This is a genomic window from Taklimakanibacter lacteus (genome assembly GCA_003576695.1).
Lineage (GTDB): Bacteria > Pseudomonadota > Alphaproteobacteria > Rhizobiales > Aestuariivirgaceae > Taklimakanibacter > Taklimakanibacter lacteus.
Map to the genome: position 1 here is coordinate 381,403 of QOZQ01000006.1, position 19,981 is coordinate 401,383.

Annotated in this window: 9 protein-coding genes and 1 tRNA gene; all 10 read right to left on the reverse strand. The window is 55.6% G+C overall.

Features of this window, described 5'->3' with window-relative positions:
- Window positions 1–61 precede the first annotated feature (61 nt).
- The 10 genes from DT068_RS14815 to DT068_RS14860 all read right to left on the reverse strand — a co-directional run bounded on the left by DT068_RS14815 (window position 62) and on the right by DT068_RS14860 (window position 19,914).
- The gene (locus tag DT068_RS14815) at window positions 62–2,155 is read right to left on the reverse strand and encodes a UvrD-helicase domain-containing protein (RefSeq protein WP_119390609.1); all 2,094 of its coding nucleotides are present in this window, start codon (window positions 2,153–2,155) and stop codon (window positions 62–64) included.
- 4 nt (window positions 2,156–2,159) lie between these two features.
- On the reverse strand, window positions 2,160–4,247 hold the full coding sequence (locus DT068_RS14820) for a 3'-5' exonuclease (RefSeq protein ID WP_119390610.1): 2,088 nt from the start codon (window positions 4,245–4,247) through the stop codon (window positions 2,160–2,162).
- Window positions 4,248–4,260: 13 nt separating this feature from the next.
- Entirely contained in the window at window positions 4,261–5,940 is a 1,680-nt protein-coding gene (locus DT068_RS14825) for a DUF262 domain-containing protein (protein ID WP_119390611.1), read from the reverse strand.
- A gap of 60 nt (window positions 5,941–6,000) precedes the next feature.
- Window positions 6,001–8,790, reverse strand: a complete 2,790-nt coding sequence (locus tag DT068_RS14830) for a site-specific DNA-methyltransferase (RefSeq protein WP_119390612.1) — start codon at window positions 8,788–8,790, stop codon at window positions 6,001–6,003.
- A gap of 286 nt (window positions 8,791–9,076) precedes the next feature.
- On the reverse strand, window positions 9,077–12,139 hold the full coding sequence (locus DT068_RS14835; protein ID WP_119390613.1) for a BPTD_3080 family restriction endonuclease: 3,063 nt from the start codon (window positions 12,137–12,139) through the stop codon (window positions 9,077–9,079).
- Between the two features lie 171 nt (window positions 12,140–12,310).
- On the reverse strand, window positions 12,311–15,274 hold the full coding sequence (locus tag DT068_RS14840; RefSeq protein ID WP_119390614.1) for a DEAD/DEAH box helicase: 2,964 nt from the start codon (window positions 15,272–15,274) through the stop codon (window positions 12,311–12,313).
- A complete protein-coding gene (locus DT068_RS14845; protein ID WP_119390615.1) occupies window positions 15,275–16,675 on the reverse strand; it encodes an EH signature domain-containing protein in 1,401 nt (466 codons plus the stop codon). It abuts the gene before it with no gap.
- Window positions 16,676–17,578 carry an OmpA/MotB family protein gene (locus DT068_RS14850; RefSeq protein WP_119390616.1) on the reverse strand — a complete coding sequence of 301 codons (903 nt, stop codon included), beginning with the start codon at window positions 17,576–17,578 and terminating at the stop codon, window positions 16,676–16,678.
- A gap of 15 nt (window positions 17,579–17,593) precedes the next feature.
- Window positions 17,594–19,522 (reverse strand): anti-phage ZorAB system protein ZorA, encoded by a 1,929-nt coding sequence (gene zorA / locus DT068_RS14855; RefSeq protein ID WP_119390617.1) that lies wholly within the window; start codon window positions 19,520–19,522, stop codon window positions 17,594–17,596.
- A gap of 315 nt (window positions 19,523–19,837) precedes the next feature.
- Window positions 19,838–19,914: transfer RNA gene (locus tag DT068_RS14860), tRNA-Arg, on the reverse strand.
- Window positions 19,915–19,981: the final 67 nt, after the last annotated feature.

A 19,981-nucleotide genomic window follows, 5' to 3' on the forward strand; every position in this document is an offset into this window, starting at 1 on the left:
AAGCTTGCAACTCCCATTGGCTCCCGAACTCCAGACAATCGAAACGATCAAAGTATCACGCTTACGATGTGAATCGAGCTTCTCTCAGATAGGGTGAGGGTACTGTTGGATCGTCGCCAATTCTTGCGCTCACAGTCAGCCATAGTTTGCGTTTTACTCGTGTCATTGCAACATAGAAAACTCTTCGTTCTTGCTCTTGCTGAGCCTCGGAGACCGCTTGCTTAGCCGGCCAAATGCCGTCATTCACGTCCAGTAGGACGACTTCGTCAAATTCACGCCCCTTAGCTCGAAGGGCGGTCATCAGGTGCACCGGCCGATCCCAGAAGTCGCTCGCAGAATCCTCATCAATTGGGAGCTGTACTAACGTATCTATCGCCTTGTCGATGTCGTCGAGAAACGCGTCAAAATCCGTCCCATAGCGCTCGGCATAGCGAGAAAGATAGTAAAACGGCGGATCGGCATAGAATATCTCATCTCTGGACTTGCCATAATCCTTCTCAAAACCTTGGAAATCGACGGCCAGACTGTCGAGACATGCGGACACGGTTTCACTTCCAACATATTTGCGCAACGAGATGGCCGCTGACCGGCACATGGACACGGCCGCTTCGCCCGTCATGCTCTTGATTGGGCCTGCATAGGCCGCGAGCGATGCGATACCTTCTTCCATTGACTTCGGTGAACTGCGGGTCAAATGGCCTTCCAGCTTGGCACGCTCTTCTTTCTTCAGCGGGAATCGCTTGAGCTTGTCCACGAGCATGACGACGGCATCCGTGATCTGGCGGGAGCGCATTCGCCCTTCGCAGGAAGCTCTTATCTCGATAACTCCCCTCAGCTGCTTGAAGGCCTCGCTCAAGAAAACCTGAAGATCCTCGGCGGCGCAAAAGGAAATGCCCTCGGCAGCAAAAATGATCTGGTAGGGGATCAGCTGAGCACGCTTGCGTGACATGAGCGCGATCCGCTGCCCTTTTCCTCCATACTGAGACATAAAACCCTGCACGACGCCGACCACCTTCTCGATCGTCCTGGTGAAGTCTTCTTGCATGGCAACTTCGATTTCGGCCGTGAGTGGGGATTTGGCTTGGATGACCTTCTTTACGCGTCGCTTATTGTTGGATATCAGCGCCTTCGAGGATTCCACGATATTTGCTGGGCATCGATAGTTATTCTCGAGGATATGTGTGACGAAGTCGCGCTTGAAATTCTTCTCCGGATTGAGGATGAAGTCGGGGACGGATCCGCGCCACTCATAGATCGCTTGATCGTCATCGCCGACAATTGTGATGCTCGAATTGTTATAGGTGACCAGAGCTTTGACAAGCCTGAGATCGAGGGGATTTATATCCTGGAATTCATCCACGAGAATGTCAGTGTAGCGGGCACCCCCGACGGGGAGCTGTTTTCTTTCGATAGCTGCCTCCAAGACGCGCGCTGCCGCATACTTCTGGTCTTCCAGGGTAAAGAAAGCCTGGGATTGCAGCGTGCCGACGGCATCGCACCAGAACTCCATGAACTTCTTGAAAGGGTGCGGCTCATCGCTCTTCCTGGCTTCCGCGGGTGGTGGAATGATCTTCAGCTTCTCAAGGTTATCTGAGAGAATGTTGAGCATTGCGCCACAACCGATATCCTCGAGATGCTCCATCAGAGCCTCATGTGCAGCCGGCGTGACATGTTGCTCGTGGTCAAACGACAGACTCTTCAACAGATCGATCGTCTCCAGCAGCAATTCGTGAAATCGGCCTGTTCCACTGCGCGCTGCTTCGGCGACGATCGGGTGTCGCTCGATTACAGGTGCGAGCACGTTTCGACTAAGCATGTTCTTGTCGTAGGCCGAAGTCATAAGTCTCGGATTGGAGAAGACAGATCGTACTCTCTTCCAGCCCCAGCCATTCAGCGTCGATACTTCGATGGCCCCGCTGGCTTCCTTGAAGTCCGGCAGCGCAAGCCGCTTTCTCAATTCGTCACGCGCTGCCCGAGTGAAGGTGATGAGGAGGAATTTCGCGCTACCGCCCTGACGACGATGAACTTCGGCACAACGGTAAAGAAGACTGTGGGTCTTGCCGCTGCCCGCGGGCGCGAGCAACCGGATGTTCCGGTTGGTATCGGAGCAAAACCGCTTCTGAAACTCATCGAGGGGCGGATTTGATGGTTGCATTCCGTTAGCCCGCAAAATCGTCCAGGAACTCGGATGTCGGTCTTACGCCGCTGACCAGCAGGTAATCGCGCGCACGGGTGCATGCGACGTAGAGAAGGTGCCGTTCAGTATCGTAGACCTCTTGTAGGTCGCTCTCGTCGCCGACGGCCTCTATGCGTTCCTGCAGGGGAATCACTTCGTCGTCGCAGGCCATCACCGCGACAGCGCGGAACTCGAGCCCCTTGGCCAGATGCATTGTGGCGATCGAAACATGTCCGCTGACACTTTCCATCTTCTCATCGAGGATCCTGGCGGGCAGCTCAGATTTGGAAACGGCTTCACGGGCTCGGTCAAGCTCGGCGACAGAGCGGACAAAGACGGCAATCTCATGCGCAGAGACGCCGGATTTCGCTAGATCGGCGATCCATTGTCCCGCGGCGCTGCTCTCCTCCGCTTGGCTGGCGAATGTCCTCATCAGCGGCGGCGGTCCGTTGAATACAGATACGGCATCACCTCGAGTCTCTGCATTACCGTCCACGTCGGCAATCTCGGAAGCCAGCAGAAGATCGGCCTGGGACCGGATCTGATGCGAGGTTCGGTAGTTCACGCGCAAAGTGCGTGAGCGGCCGCGAACATCGACACCAAGGCTCTTCCACGAGAAGGGTTGTTGGAAGATACGCTGGCCAAGGTCGCCGGCGAAGAACAGGGCGTCAGGTCTCCCGCCGCCGAGTGCCGCCAGGAAACGAAGATGTGCAGGTGTCGCATCCTGGGATTCGTCGGTGACCGCAAAATCAAACACAGGCCGCGGAGCCCTAGAAAGCGACTCGGCAAGCTCAGTGAAGAGTTGAGCTTCGGTGATAAGCTTCTTCGACTTCAGGGTGTCGCGCACCGCATCGAAGATCGACCAAAGGATACGACGCTGTGCTTCCGTGAGTCGCGTCTTCCGGCCGAGGCGCGCGACATCGCGGTAGTTCTCCCAGCTGCCGATCTGCCACGCATCTACGATATCTTCCCATTCTGTAGCCAGAAAATATTGAGTATAAGGATTGTTGGGCTGGGAACGGCTGGCCGCTTCGATCAGCGGGGCAATTGTCTCACGGCTGGCGATCTCGAAAGGACCGACATGCGCCTTGTACAGGCGCTGGCCGATGCTGCCAAGGGCATGAACATCAACTCGTTCTTGCAGACGCGGTTCGTCGCCCAAGAGCCGGCGCAGGCGCACGCGCAGCGCCTGGGCAAGCGCTTCTGAGAAGGTAGTGAGTAAGATGCGGGCATCGGGATTTGCCCGCGCCAGATGGACAGCCCTGTGGAGCGCGACGATCGTTTTGCCGGTGCCGGCGGAACCTGAGACGCGTGCCGGGCCGGAATAGCTTCGTTCCACCAGATACCTTTGCTCAGGATGCAGGAAGATCGTCCATTTATCCCACGGGTAGTCGAGGGCGCGTTCGAGCTCCTCGACATTGGCCATGATGCGGAAACGACGCTGGGCATCGGGATGGTCGAACGGACTGACGAGAGCACCAGGGGACTCCGCCATTCGCGGCTTGCCCCCGGTGGCAAGCTCAAGAAGCGCCTCCGCCGCCTCGGCGGGAAGGTGATCTGCCAATGTCAGCAGGGTGTCCTCGGTGGCGCGCTTGACATCCGCCAGCCATTCCGGGGGCACGCCGTAGCCGAGCAGCTCCTCATCAGGGATTCGCGCGAATAGGGTCGGTGCATCCCGCGATGGCATCGGTTCGAGCGGAAGGTTGGTCTGCACATAGACCGGGACAACGACCTCCTGCACTGTCTCGCGAATTTCGACCAGTTGCGCGGCGCCTGTCTTGGGATGCGCCTCAAGCTTGCGCCTCTCGGCCCAGGCATAGGCTTTGTCGTGATGGTCGACATAGCACAGCATCAGGTTGGTCTGCGTCTTGTGGACGATGAGGCGGATATCGCGGTTGACGCGCACAGACCAGAAATTCTTGTCCTTCGCCTTGTCGAGTTTGTGAAAGCTCATGCCTGGATTGGCTGGATCGAGCTGCAAGTCGAAGGCCGTTGTCTTGACAGCTTTCTGTTCCTCACCTGTCAATCGCGCAAGGCTGTCAGTGAACGTGTCGGCGATGCGAAAGTCCATAATCCTCACACCACTAATCCGCCCATTCTCGGGCAGCCCATTTGAGTAACATCTCCTCTCGATCTACTATTTGTTTTTGCTTCCAGCCTTGCGCATCAATCTTATCTGCAGCTTCGATGGCAATTAAAAGCCCCGTCAAATGGTACGATTGTGCCTTATCTTTTGGATCCTTGTCTTGCAGTCTCGAGTTAAGACCTGGTGGCAACAAAACCAAGTTTCCCAAGCGATGCTTGAGTTTCGCTGGAGCCTTACTCTTTGCCCATATGTGCTCGATGGATTTGGACGGACTCTCCATCCAAATTTTCTCCCATTGCTCGTTTTTGAAGTTTAGCTTTCGAACACCAGAAAGGTGTTCCTCGTAGCGATACATAAAGTATCTCAGCTCATTCTCCCAGCCAATGTAGCAATCAGCAGCCCGCAGTTCGTCGACGGCACCTTGAATTCTGAACTCTTTCCCGATTTCCTTTATCTCAGCATCTATGGCCTTCGCTGATAGATCGGCGTTCACGACACGCCAGGCCAGTCGAACGTAGTCACCCACTCTAGTTCTGGCGTCATAGTGATACATGCCGTATATGCGGAAGGATACCTTCTCCCATCTTGCCAACAGCCTAGCGCAATCCTTTTTTGAGATATCCTCCCTAAGAAGAATTGCTGTCGCAAGCAGTCGAGCCTGAGAAATCCGCGTAACAGCATTTATCCGCACATTCGCGACCAGTTCATCGCATGCCTTCGTTACACGCAGAAGCCAGTCACCAACTTCTCTTATGTGTTTTGCATCGCTCGCCTTCGAACGGAGAAGAGCGACGGAATCCTTCTCTCCCAATGGGCGACTAGGGGGCTCGTCCGCAAGAAGCGTGGCAGCGAATCGCAGTGCCTCTGTGCTTAAACCTTGGCGAAGTCCTATTACCGAATAGATACTTCGCCATGTTGAGTGCAGTTCAGAGACCAGGCCCTTTGTATTGCCCTTTTTAAGATCAAAGGCCGCTCCCATTAAAATACTTTTCAAACGATCTAGCCAAGAGACATCGAGACCGCGGCTATTGAGTACTTCAAACACCGTGTAGACAGCCTTCTCACTTTCCACTTCGTGAAGTAGAAAGTAGAGGCGATTTTTCAGTAACGCCGCTAGCTCGACCAAAGATCCGCCCTGCGTTTTCCACAAGGTGATGAATGCTCGACAATCTTCGACTGCCTGCAGTAGTTCTCGATCGGCAATGGTCTTGGCCGTTTTTGGCTCCTTAGCGACGCCTTTGCGCAGGTAGGTTGCAAAATGCCGGCTTGTGTCGTGATTGGTTTGAAGTAGCAGCAGTTCGTCTCCTTCAGTCTTAACCAGCAATTCCGCGATCTCTCGCGCAAGCTTCGCCTCAGTGTTCTTCAGCGTCTTGTTTAGACTGAGTTTTATTGCGTTTAGTAGGATCAGCAGGGTGGTTATCCGCTGTTGCCCGTCAACAACATCTACTACATGGTACTCGTCCGTCCCAAGGACTTGCTTTGAACGACGCAGACAGACGATTGCCGCCATAAAATGACCGTCATTCGGAGATTCCGTGTGGACTTTCAATATGTCTGTAAAAAGGTCGCCGCGTTCCTGAGAAGTCCAACTATAAGCGCGTTGATACTCCGGAATTCGGAAAAGCCTCGCATCAAGAAGCTTTGATAGTGTCAAATATTGCGGCTGTATCATTTGCATGTGTCTAATCCCAAGAAACTGCCGACTAGCGGAACGATTAGAAAGTCCGTGGGAAACGATCTAGCTGACGCGGAACACTTTCATTACTTCATCGCCCAAATGATTGATTACTTTGACGGCGATACGTCCTCTTTTTGGCTTGTCGAAGGGCCGTGACGTGTCACTGTGGAGCGTTGCCCAGGCCTCGGGATCGATCTCCGCCTTGAGCGTCGTCTTCAGCGCGCTGTAGGGATCGTTGGCGCCAAGGAAATAGGCATGGCGCACGAAGAAGCTCTCTTCATTGTAGTCGGTGTCGATGAACCAGCAGGCGATGCCATCGGCGCCGTCGCTGACCACCTCGCCGGTCTGCGGCTTGAACACATCGACGCCCTTCACCCTCACCCTGAGCCTGCCGTCCTTTTCGGGCAGGAGGTCGATATCCGGCTCGCCGAAGATGACGAAGAGATTGCCCTTGGAGGTCGTCTTGAGGTCATCCGCCATATGCAGGTCGGCATTCATCCGCGCCTTGAGCACCGGGATGCGGCCGAGCTTCGAGAATTCTGTCGTATGGGCCTCGTAGTTGAAAGCGCAGGCGATCAGCACGTCGAAGGCGGCATCACCGGCCTCGCGCGCGGCGGCTACGAGATCGGCGCGCTGCACGGTGCCGAATTCCGGGCCGATGAAGATCGCGGCGCGCTTTTCCGTCTCGCCTTCCATATAGCGACCCTCGGCGCAGACGAGATCGCCCGGCCAGGGGTTGAGCGCCGTGAAAGTGATCCGGTCTTCCTTATGGGCCTGCTGCACACCGGCAATTTTCAAATTCTCCAGGATCATCTCGGGGAATGAGTTTTTGACGCCGTATTCAGAGCTAGGGTCGTCGAATTGATCAATCAGCTCGTCATTCTCATCGACTCCCAGCACGCGATGCGGGCTCAGGCTCTCGACGGTGAAGGGGCCGGCGACGCGGACCTTCTTCTTGTCGTCATAGGGCCGATCATAGAGATATTCGAACTCGGCCTTGGCGGCGATGGAGGCATCGATCTCCTTCTGCCGGCCGATGCGCGCTTCCCACCAGCCAGAGTGCAGTTTCTTCACTGACTCCGGCCACGATTCGTCCATCTCGCGCGGGATTTCCCATTCTTGCCACTCCTTCTTGAGCACAGCGTTAAGACTCTCGCGCAACAGCTCCAGCTTTACCTGCCACTTCTCCCAGATAACATCGATCTCGGCATTGCTGGCAATGGATTTGAGCGTGATATGGGGCACCCGCTCATAGACGAATCCATGCCGGATATTGCCATGCACCGGCTTGCTCCTTGGCGCAATGCGGGCGATGTCGCCCTCCTTGATTTGGCCATCACGCGAATCAGCGAGGAGATAGAACGGATAGCGCGCACCCATGATGCGGGTACGCGCCAGCGCCAGTGCAACTCTGGATGTATCGATCGTGATCCAGCGACGACCCCACTGTTCGGCAACATAGGCTGTAGTGCCAGAGCCACACGTCGGATCAAAAACCAGGTCACCCGGGTCAGTAGCCATCAATAAGCAGCGCTGAACCACCTTGGTAGTTGTTTGCACGACATATACCTTTGGGTCGTTAAATCCTCCCGACTGCGTATCTAGCCAAATGTTGTCGAGAGTTTTAGCTGAAAAGGAATCCCAGTAAAGTCGATGATAAAGCGATTTGCCAACTCTCAGAAGCTTTCCTGCACGGCCGAGACGGTGCATGCCTTCAATGCTGGTTTTCCAGTGTGAATTAGCGCCCGGAAAGAATTCTTTGCCCTCGAATACGACCCTTTGATCAGTTTTACTCGCGCCATCGGACTGGAGCGGTCCGAGCCGAAAGATGCGCGTATTATCGGGAAGTGGCTGCTGCCGAAAACGCTCCCCGGGCGTCATACGGCGAAAGTCAAAATCAGTGCACTCTAGTAAGACGTAGTTAGGATCGTCCGGAGGAGGCTCTGGAATTAGCAAATTGACTGGCCGATACTTCAGCGAACTTATCGACCTAGCATACCACAATATGTGATCAAGTATGTTTCCGATCTTGGACTGCGAGAAACCGCCGGTTTTCTGGATTGAGATCTGCGACACAAAACTCGTTTCTCCGAAGATTTCATCCAGCACCGCTCGAACACGGTGTACATTTTCGTCACCTATTTGGACAAAGATCGATCCTGATTCAGTGAGTAGATCACGCGCAACCGTAAGACGATCTCGAAGGTAAGTGAGATAGCTATGGATGCCATCACGCCAGGTATCGCGGAACGCCTTCACCTGTTCCGGTTCTCGCGTGATGTGCCCGGCATTACCGTCCTTCACATCGCGGCTGGTCGTCGACCACTGGAAATTGCTGTTGAACTTGATGCCATAGGGTGGATCAATGTAGATGCACTGCACCTTGCCTCGCAGGCCTTCACGCTCGGCGAGGCTCGCCATCACCTGCAGTGAATCGCCGAGGATCATGCGGTTCGACCAGTTCTGGTCGTGACTGTAGAAATCGGTCTTGTCCACATCCTTGGGGATGCCGTTGAAATCGGCGAAGAGATCGGGCGTCAACTCGCCTGAGTCATGCGCGCGCTCCTTGCTTTCACGCAGCAAGTCATCGATCAGCGCCTTGGGATGGACCTTCTCCTGGATATAGAGCGGCGGCGCATGGACGATGAGATCGCTCCAGTCCTGCTCGTCCTTGCCGCGCCAGACGAGCTGAGGATCAAGATCCCGGTTGCGCTCATAGCGGACCTGCTTCGGATTCTGCTGCTCCTTGTCCAGCACCGATTGATATTCCGCCGTCGGGATGTTCTTCCGCTTGGCTTCGTCATGCTTGAGGGTCTCGACGGATTTCTGTGTTGTGGCTTTCTTTGCCATTATCCTTGTTCCATATGCCAATCGCCGGGCTTCATACCAGAAATGAGTTCAGACACGGCATCGATCGCACCGTACTTAGCTGCCCATTGGAGATGGGTGTGAAATCGGTCTCGTTTATCGCGATCGGAGGTGTCCCACCACGCAGCAAGTATTAAAGGAGGCGGCGGTTCCCACCTGGATCCAACCCTACGCTTATTCGGGAGGAGTTCCCAAAGGCGATTCCAGATCAAGGGTTGAGGACACACTCGGCTGTCTTTGTTTGCTTCATTAATGATTTCGTCAACTGTCATCGATTGAGTTTCCCTGCGGACACAATCATCTTGTCGAACTCGCCTTTGACCTTCGACTCGAAATCGCTCTCGATCTGGTAGACTTCCCTGAATTCCGCAAAGGCCCAGCGGCCGTGCGAGCCCAGATGGTTCACGCCGGGCACCCAGTAAGTCTCCATCGTGGATTTCTTCTCCTTGGCATCCTCTCGCCTGTAGCCCTTGATCTCGACCACCAGATTGAGCGGATCGTCGGGGCCACGCCCGTCATCCACCTTCACGATGAAATCCGGCAGGTATTTCCGGTTCTCCGAGCCATAGCGGTAAGGCACTTCGAAACCGAGATTGTGGTTCTTGGTATAAGCGAGTACCCTGGGATGCGCCTCGGCGACGCGGCAGAATTCTGCCTCCCAGTCGCTGTCGAGCACCACCCAGTTCACCTGATTCCTGGGCGGCGGCCCGCTCGTCTCCCAGCGATCGGCGCGTGATGTGTTGAAGCGGACATGCCTGCTTGATCCGACCGGGTTATAGGCATCGAGCAGCGCCTTGATAGGTTTCTCGCCATGGAACTTCCTGGTGATGGCCGCGGTGATACGGTTGCAGGCCATGTCAGCCAGTTCCTGATACATGAGCTGCGCCGGATAGGTGCCGCCCTTGCAGACGAGACAGGTGTCGAGCCATTCCTTGGTGATGCGCTTGAGCTGGCCGAACAGATGAAGCTTCGGTTCCTCGCCGGGATCGCGCCATTTGGTATAGAGCAGCCTCTGGGTCAGATGGAAGACAAGCGTGGATGGTCGCATGTCGCCTAGATGTTTGACAGTAAGCATTTCTGTCTGACCAATGATTCCCGCGTTGAGATTCTCGGTAGGGCCTACAAGGTCAGGCGTGAGCTCCAGAATGGAGCCGTCGTTGAAATCGGCGCTGAGCTTTTCCTCCGGCAATTCCACCCGATAACCTTCGACGCGTGGGAACCGGATCTCGAGGTTTTCGCGCTCCGGCAACACTGCCTTGACCTGGATCGTTTCGCGGGGCGGCTGCGGCGGTGCGATGACCGGCTTAGCAGTGAAATCGAAGGGAATGCCGAAGATGTCGGCATATTCGACGTTGAACAGACCCTCATCGTTCTGTTCGTAGGACTGCCGGCGCAGCGCCCGACCGATCACCTGCTCGCACAGCAGCTGGGTGCCGAAGGCGCGGATGCCGAGCACATGGGTAACGGAATTGGCGTCCCAACCCTCGGTCAGCATCGAGACCGAGACAACGCAGCGGATCGAGCCGCCAAGCTGGCCCTGCTTGCCGACCGTGTTCATGACCTCCCGCAGCAGATCCTGGTCCGTGATGTTGTCGCCGGCACGGGCGTCGCCGGTGCGCTCGACGATGTCGCGGCGGAAACGCTCTATCTCATCCGCCGCCATGGCGCGGAAATTGTCGTCCAGCGCGTCGCCGGCTTCGAGCTGCTCGCTGTCGATGAGAAGCGTATTGGGGCGCGGCAGCGGATTGCCGGTCACATCGTCGAAATTGCGGAACAGCCGGTGCCGGCCATTCTCCAGCGTGGAGGTGCCGTCGGCATTCTTGCGGTGGAAGCCCGAGATGAAATCATAGACGAGCTTCGAGATCGCGGTGTTCTGGCAGACGATGATGAAGCAGGGCGGCACCTTGATCCCCTCGTCCTGCCACAGCTTGAACGTCTTCTCGTAATGGCCGTAGAGCGCTTCGATCGCCGTCTGCAGGCGCGTCGGCAGCTTGAGCGGGTCGAGCTCCTCGCTCTTGCCACGTCCCTTCTTAGGCATGTCCTTGCGGATATTCTCCCACAGGTCCCGATAGATCGGCATCTCGCTGCCGGGGATGTTCTCGGCCACCGGCACGCGCGGCAGTTTGACGATGCCGCATTCGATGGCGTCCATCAGCGAGAAATCGCTCATCGTCCAGGGAAACAGCGTGCCTTCGGCATAGCGTGATCCCCGCAGGAAGAAGGGCGTCGCCGAGAGGTCGATCACGCGGCTCAGGCCCAACTTGCGGTTGACCGCTTCGAGGCCGGAGATCCACAGCCGCGCTGCCTCATTGTTCTTCTCGGCTTCCTTCTTCTCTTCGCCCTTCAGCTCCTCGTCGTCCTCTTCACCGGGCTTTTCCCGATAGCAGTGATGCGCCTCGTCATTGATGGCGAGGACGTTTTTCATGCCCATGAGGTCGGGCATGACCCGCTGGATCATCTGGCCTTCGGTCTCCAGCGTGTTGAGCTCATCGCCGGTGCGCCCTTGCAGCAGCTGGCGCCCGCCTTTGGAGAGCTCCAGCGTTTCGCGCAGCTTGAAGGCATGATAATTCGTGATGACGATCTTGGCGCGCTGGATGTCGTCGAGCATGTCGTTCGGTACGATCTCGCGCGTCGTGTAATAGCTGTCTGGATCATTCGGCTGCAGCACGCGCAGTCGATCCTTGATGGTGAGGCCCGGCGCGCAGAGCAGGAAGCCGCGCGTAAAGCTTTTGCTCGCCGGGCGCCTCACCGCATTGATCGTCTGCCAGGCAATCAGCATGGCCATGACGGTGGTCTTGCCGGCGCCGGTGGCAAGCTTCAGTGCCAGGCGCATCAATTGCGGGTTGGCCCCTTTGTTGGCTGCGGCCAGATGATCGAGCAGCCTTTTGCCATTGCGCGAGTTGGGCGCCACTTCCGTCAGCCAGATTGCCGTTTCGGCGGCCTCGACCTGGCAGAAGAAAGGGCGCAGGCCGCCCGGATTGGCCTGCCGCCAATGCTGGAGAAGGTGGGCTGTCTCCGGCGTCACCTGCCATTGGCTGGGATTGGGAAGTGCCCGCCAGCTGTCCACCTGGCTGCGCACGTCATTGATGATGGAAGTCGGGTCGTATTGCTGCTCAGCGGTCGAAAGGCCTTTGCCTTCGTCAAATACGATCTCCTGCTGCGTACTGGCCTTGCGCTTCTTGGGTTTGGGGATGGGTGTGACGAATTTCGCCCCACGCCGCTCCTCAATGACCTTCTGCGTGGGCTGGCCTGTCTCATCGAGTTCCCAATGCCGATTGGGATACTCATAAGGCGAGTTGAGGATGGGATGATCGAAGAAGAGATCAGACACGCCGCGGGCTCAATTAGGGATATACGGGGAGTGGTTTAATTGATCGGCCATTATGTACATGTTTTATTGGTCGAACAACTTCGCTAGCCGATATTTCCCTGACGGCACAGAAATCGATTAAATAGAACAAAAACAATAAGATAAAGGCAGAAAGAGCAGGCAGGCGCTCGCCTATTTGCCAACTGCAGCCCCAAAGAGCGCGCCTACGTCGCCTTCTTGCACCGGCGGGGCAAGCATATTCCTTGAAAGCGATCTTTTCCCCTCCAACAGGTCGTCAAGCGTCTTGTCGAACGAGTTGTCGATAAATGTTGGATGGATGGCGAGCGGAATATGGATCGTAACCGGACGTTCCTGGCCGATGCGATAGACGCGATCATTGCATTGGTCTTCAACAGCCGGATTCCACCAGCGGCTGAGATGCACGACATGATTGGCGGCTGTGATCGTGAGGCCAATGCCAGCGGCCTTTGGCGACAGCACAAGAATATCAAATCCACCTGGCGACATCTGAAAGCGGTCGACGATCGCCTGCCGTTTGGCTCCCGGTACGTCTCCGTTGATGACGGCTGGAGTCGACTTGAGTCCAAACAGGAGCGTGGAAGCTGCCGCAAAGACGGTTTGGACGGAACGGTCCTCTATGAACACGATCGCCTTCTCTGCGCGTTCCCGAATCCGCCGCAATATGGCGACTGCTTGTTCCAAGCGTGCCGACTGTCCTATCCAGTTTAGTACAGAAGCTTCGTCAAAGGCGTTCACTCCTTCTCCTCCCTCCGGATGCAGGGAGATTCCTCTTAGAGCATGAATAGCTTTCAGCATGGAGCCTTGGTCACGCAGTCCTGAGCGCGCCTCGGCAACAGCCTTGTCATAGGCTTCCGCTTGGGACCGGGGCATGGGTGAGGGATACTTCATGATGGATTTTACGGGCAATCCATCAATGGTATTTTCTTTCATGCGCCTCAGCATGACTTTCGGAGCACCCCTTTGAGGCTCGTCAAGCTTGGATTTTAGGCTCTTCAGGGCATCGAATGATTCTTCGCCATATTGGGCGGAGAATGACCTGAGATCGCCGAGATAGCCCGGGACGATCCGGTCCATGATGCACCAGAGGTCCTCAATGCGGTTCTCTATCGGGGTGCCCGTCAACCCCAGAACGAAATCCGCATTCATCGCCTTCGCCGCATGCGTATTAATAGTTCCAGGCGCCTTGATCTTCTGCATTTCATCGAAGAGCGCCACGGAATAACTGACGCGAGCAAAAGTACGATGATAATCGGCCAGCGTCTCGTAAGTTGTCAGGATCCAGTCGGCATCCCGAAGTAACGCCACATCCAGTGCGTCTTCTGGTGTCCAGCCGGCAGTCTTTTGCCTCTTGAGGCGAGGCAGTCCAGGCCCAAAAGCTTCAACGCAGTCTCCCAAAGCTCCCTGGGCCAGGTGCTTTCCCGCCTCGGCAGCCCAGTTTTTCAAGAGGGCGGTTGGCGCAACGATCAGGAAAGGTCCTTTCGTTGGCGCAGGTCCGCGACCGGATGCTTCTTGATTTTTCCTGGTCCACGCCAGGAACGCCAACGCTTGGAATGTCTTACCCAGCCCCATGTCATCAGCCAAGAGAACGCCGGGCCAGCCTTTGGCCCATGCATCGACCAGCCACTTAAACCCATCGCGCTGATGGGACTTGGGAGCTGTTGCCGACATTCGATCTCGTGGGAAATCAACTTCAATCCTGACTGGACGCGGGCGGTGGCCAATTTCGTGCTCCACGCCGTCGACATTGGTCTTGATGACAAGAACATTGTCATCTGGAGGAGCATCGTCAGTCTGTTCCGCATTCGCTTCGTCGGAAGGTGGTGTCGCGTCGAGGGCGGGAGGACGAAAATCGCGAACCGCAGCTTCAGCCTCTGCGACCGGAAAGGCTGAGCCTTGAAGGGACACTGTGGGGAGGCCTTCGGCTGTGGCCCTGGCTAGGTCTTGTTCAAATGTCTCCAGCTCTGCCGGTGTCACGGTAAGAGAGCGGTCTCCAATCTGAAATGGAAAGGATTCCGGCAGCCATTGGCCGCTGCGTTTTGTTATCCACGGTAATTTGGGAGGATCCCAAATACCGAGCCCTAGGACCCGCTCGGAATACTGCCTCGTTTCGACAAAGACGCCTACCGAGGGGGTGGCCAGCCCCGCAGAAGCTAAGGCCTCGGCAATGGCAGAGCGCGGATTTTTGATGAAAGCGCGCCGTTCCTCACCAGCAGCGCCCTTCTTTTGCTTCACGACATCCAGCGCGATCTTAAGTTCGGGGCTCAACACAAGGAAGGTGTTGGGCGCCAACACATAGGCCTCTCTAGCAGCTCCGCTTCGGTAGAAATGCGAGTTCACAAATTTCGCTTGAAGATCGGGCGGCAGCAATGCATCCGCTTCCTGATCGCGCGCTGCGCCCTCGGGATCGTCGTCCGCCGCTTCGCTCACAGGAGCATTGTCTTCGAGTGATGAGGCCTTCGAACGACTCATCAGCACCGGATCGAAATCAGGGCCATTCGGCGTTTGCCTAACGTCGAGCGCAAGAGCGCCAGCTTGATGTATGGTGAGACTCGATAAGTACCGGTCGGCAGAGACGCTGCTCCCCAAGTTTTCCACCAGAGCTTTTTGAACGGGCCCCCAAGAGCCAATTCTCACTTCCGCATCGCGACCCTGACTGGCGTTAAACAGGTCAACGGCGTTAACTAAATCGAATAGCGGCTTGGTCAATCGGCCCGACATGTTTCCCCATGTGAGGACAGTGCCCGTGCGCATCGGGCGCACTTGGCGGACGGAGCGGTCCCGCCAATCCATTTGTATCTGGGAGTTTGGCTCCTCGACAAGCCCCCTGAAGGACAGTGTCACCGACAGAGGAGCGACCTCTGGAAGGTTGATTTCCGCTGCTATGGCCTCCGGGAGGCTCGCTGCGGCTTCGTGGGGAAGCGTCAATGACGTGGGGGTTTCGCTTGCGCTACCTGTGTCCCTGAGAGAGAGAAGGTATGTGGCAACAATCTTCGCTTTCCCCGGGATCTTGTCCCAATCATGAAGGGCAACTATATGCCGCGACAATAGACGCTTTTCTTCGGCAGTAACCGTAATTCCCTCGGTGTCAGTTTTAGACTTGAATGATACAGTCATTCAACGGACCATATAGCTCGCTTCTTTGATTCTCTGACCTGTCAGCCGGTGAAGTTTATCGGCAACTTTGCGCTGCCAGTTCAGCGTGTCGGATCCAAGGTGAGAGACCGCAAAATCAGAATTTCCGACGATATCATTTGCCGTCTTGTGCCGAAGCTCGTTGGCTAAATATTTGGAACGGTAGAGCCGTGGGGCATCTCGCGCGTCGTGACGGTTCCATATTATGCACTTGCCGTTATGACTCCATTCAACCACAAGACTGTTCCCGACGCGGAGGATAAGAACTGTCTGCCCCGGCTGGACGCCGTCTTCGAATCGAGCGAACTGCAACTCTCTGCCAAATAGCTGTTTGCCTAGCGCCGATCCGGTATGGTCAAAAACCACCCAGGCGTCTTGGATCAGGTCCATATTATAGACGGCTTCCCAAAAGGCCTTTCTGTGCTTGAACATGCGGCGCATGTCCTCATAGCCTCCCCGCTGCGCGACCTGATCAATGATGGCGAGGAACTGCAACAGCGTTGACCTTATCAGCCACCGTCTGACAATGGCTTCAGCCTCCTGCATGCTGGTCCACGAACCAGGTCGCAGGCGGGGGTCACCGAATAGACTGATCAACAGGCTGAGATGTGAATCGAGAGTATCACCCTGAGGGACATTCTCACCGAATGGGAGAACAAGGGCATTGGCCACTAAGGCACTCTGATCCGAGAATACGAGGGATTTCGGTGAAGTCGTTGCGGTGGCTCGGACGAGATCCAGTCTTTCTTGCGGCTCCAAGTTCTTGTCGATTGAAAGTTGTCGGAGGAGTCTTTCTGAGCAGGCCTTTGCATAACCAGATTGAGAATCAAGGCTCCCGAGGCCATGCTCCTTAAGCACAATCGTTGGGGATATCCTGGAATTGAGGGAGTTTTCCACGATTCGTCGTAGGCCCTGCTCCAGGTCGAAGAAACTCAACTTGGCCATGAGATTGATCCATGGCGCACCCGCTTCAGGAGCCTTCCGTGCGAGGAGCTGGGAAACTTCCTTCATGCCGCTCCGACCAGGCCCGAAGCTCGTGATGAAGGACGATGCGAGTGAGCGATAATGCCGACGTTGGCCACGCTGGTCAAAAACGGCCAGCAGCGAATGCAGAAAGGGTGTGACAGACGCAAGTGGCGGGTCAGTTTCCCAAAGGCACCAGGCCGCGTCTCGAAGGTCGGCTCGGGTAAGCGAGATACCGTTTCGGTGGCGACCCAGAAGCTGATTGGCAATCTGATCGAAGTCTTTTGGCGGTCGAATCTCGCCGCCACCGGCGCTGGCTATCCGATCAGCGATTGAGGCAATCTTCGATACTTCCGGTACATCTGCGTTCAGCCGAAGATCTCGGCTTAGAGTGGCAAGGGATGCCCTCAGATGGCCCATCTATTCACCAACAGCCTTGCGAATGCTAACGATGGCTTCGTCAATCTGTTGGATCCTCGTCCTCATGTCATCGGTGATCTTAAGAATTTCCTTGAGCCGCTCCTTTCGATTGACCTCCATGACGAACCGCAGGTCGATCCGGCGGTTCTTCGCATATCCGTCCTTGTTGTCGCTTAGGTCGATAGGGCGCGTTGACGAGTATCCAGATACCGACAACACCGGCTGGTGGCTTTGGTTATGTAGGACCTTGAGAGCCGGCGCACGGGCGATGATCTCCCGATAGGTGTTGACGGAACGCTCTGCTGACAACTGCCAGTTTCGTTGATCGCGCATCTCCGGGTCGAGGACCCCAGTCTTGTCCGTGTGCCCTTCGATGAAGACTGTTTCTAGCGTCGAGCTGCGACGTTCTCCGCAGTTGTCGCACGCAGTATATTGAGGGAGAACCTCATTCAAGACCTCTGCAATTGTTGAGATATTCTGTCGGGCCACATCACCGATTTCAGAGCTGTCCGGCTCAAAGCGAACAGCCTGCTCGGTAAGGCGAAGCACACCATTGACCTCATCGATCTTTACATCGAGCCCTTTGGCATGCATCTGGGTTTCGAGATCGTGGAGCAATTGGGTGCGCGCCTGCTGGGCCTCATCGATTGCCTTGAGCTCATCCGCGACATCCTTATGAAAACTCTCAAGTTCGCTGGCCGCTTCTTGTGCTGACTTGGCGGCCTCACGCGCCTTCTGCAAAGCGTCCTCATTCGTGTCTGTTGTCGTCCGAAACTCCAGGGCGAACACCATGAGCATTATGATGAAGATGAACAGAACACCCACCATCATGTCCGTCATGGAGATGAAGTAATTTTCACCTTCTTCCGCTTGAGTTCCTGCCTCGGCTTCCGCGACTATCATTGCCGCCCCTTTTTGCTACTCGGCTGCTGCCCGGGTGAAGACTTTCTTGAGGTCGTCTACCGAGTCGCTGAGCGACCCGGCGCTGTCCTCCAGGCCAGACATGAGCGGACTGAGTTTCTGCACCGCCGATGCGAGCCCTTCATCGACTTTCTTTGCGTAGTCGCTGAGCAATTGGCCTTGTCGGATGGTGGCATCATGGAGTTGTTCGAATGAGCGGCCGAGGTCCGCGTCCACCTTGGCGAAACGCTCGGAATACTGCGCCCAAGTTTCCGAAACCGTCTTGATGTGGGTCTGGAGGGCTCCGGCGAGTTCCTTGCTCGCGTCATTCGTTGTGATCAAAGTTGTAGCGGTCGCTCGCACAATCTCGGAAAGCTTATCAGTGGCATTTGCAATCCGTTCCCCGCTTTGAACGAGAGGAGTTGACGCTGCCCTTACATCCTGCGCCGTTTTACCAAAAGCGTCCGCAATCGCTCGCGACTGAATGGTGGTGTTCTCAAGCGCTGCTACTTGATCAGCGATAGTCTGAGAAGCCGTCTGCATGGCAGCGGTGAATGCGGCGAATTGCTCATTGATGGCTTCGATAACCACAGACATGCCATCTCTGATCGTACTGCCGGCTTCGTCAGAAGCGGTTTCGACCACTTTGCGGACATCCGTCAATGCTTGATCCGATGTCGACTTGAGGGCGGATACAATTTCATTGAGTACTTGTCGACTTTCGTCGGAACTCTGGCTAAGTCGATCCCCCGCCTGGCCCATAAGTCGATTAAGATTTTCTGCGGCTTCAGTGAGTCGCCGGCCAAAATCCTCCCCTGTTCCATGGATATTCTTCTGAGCGTCTGCCAGAGTTGCTTGCATTCCGCGAAGAGTGTTGGCGAGTTCTTTTAGCTCGGTGCCAGCACTGCTATTCAAGTTGTTCGTAAACTGCTGCACAAGATCCGTAACACCTGTCTGACTCGTTTTCGAGATCTGGTCCATCGCATCGCTGATTGCGGTGGTGACTGGTGCGATTGCGGCAGAGAAAGCGGACTGTATTTGTGGCGAAAGTTGCTCACCCATTCGAGAAAAGAAGTCCGCACTGTTTATTTGTTTAAGCTCCACGACCTGTTCAGCCATGTGCTCATTCATTTCTGCGGTTATGGATTGGGGAGCCGTGTAGCGAAGTTTCGCCTCGACAGCATGGCAAAATTTTTCGAACGCTCCTTCAATAAAAATAGCATAGATCCTCAGGAGAAAAGAAAGTGCGATCGACGCACCAAGACCAGCAATTGATGTCGAGAACTTGAAAGTCGCGACCTGGAGAAGTTCGCGTGTAGCAGCTTGCATGCCTTTGGCATCTTCGCTGCTGACGCCGGCAGCGGCTTTGTGCAGGGCGAGAACAAGACCAATGAAGGTGAGAAGAAGCCCGATGCCCACGAAATATCCCGGCAAGCTGCTCATCATCTTGAGAGCGAACAGCTTTTCGCGCGCTATTCCTATATTGACAAAGGACTGCGGACGCACAGTGTTGCGGATGGGCTCTCGCTCGTCTCTTGGTTTGACGAGAGTTTCGTCGAATTCCTTCCATGCATGTCCGAGCAATGGATGGCGGGCGAGTTTTCGATGGATATCTTCATAAGCGGCCGCAAACGAGACCATGTCTTTTTGCGCCGAGATTGGCCGGCGGGCGAGCCGAAGGGAGAATGGTATCCACAGAGCGTGCATCACGAGAATTGCTAGCGCTAAGGCCCCGGCTAGAACGCCCAAGCTAGCGGCGAGAGCAAAAGCAAAATCTTGCTCGCTCAGTCCTTCAAATTTTCCATTATAAGCCTTCAGCGCCGTCTCAGAAATGAGATCGACATTGAATGGTTTCCAGAATTTCGAAGCCGCGAGGGTTGCGCCCGCAACAAGTCCCCAAAAGAGGATAAGACGCAGGTATTTGTTCCAGATGATCTGACTAAACATTTGGCCGTCCCAAATGAATCAACAGCTTTGCCGCATCTGCGGCTATTCATCTTCGATTACAAAGGATCCGAAAGCCGAATCTATGCTGCCTTGTTTCCCCTTTGATTGCCCCCGACAGGTGAGAAGACTTTTTGCTTGATCTAAACCTATTTAGATCATCGGTGCAACAGCCAGAGCCAGCGTGGCTGCATCTCTGTTAGATGTCGCTTGCACGCTACGCTAGTCGGCATAGGAACTGTCAGTTTGGTCCGAAGGTACCGCCGGTGTTTCCCGGTAATCCGTAACCCATGTCTCCGGTATAGACCCGAAGCAGGATGGCGCACCCGACAGGATTCGAACCTGTGACCTCTGCCTTCGGAGGGCAGCACTCTATCCAGCTGAGCTACGGGTGCTGCTGAAAGGTGAGGGACATATAGCCGAAGCCGGAGCCGCGCCGCAACCGGCCTTGTTCAGGCGGCC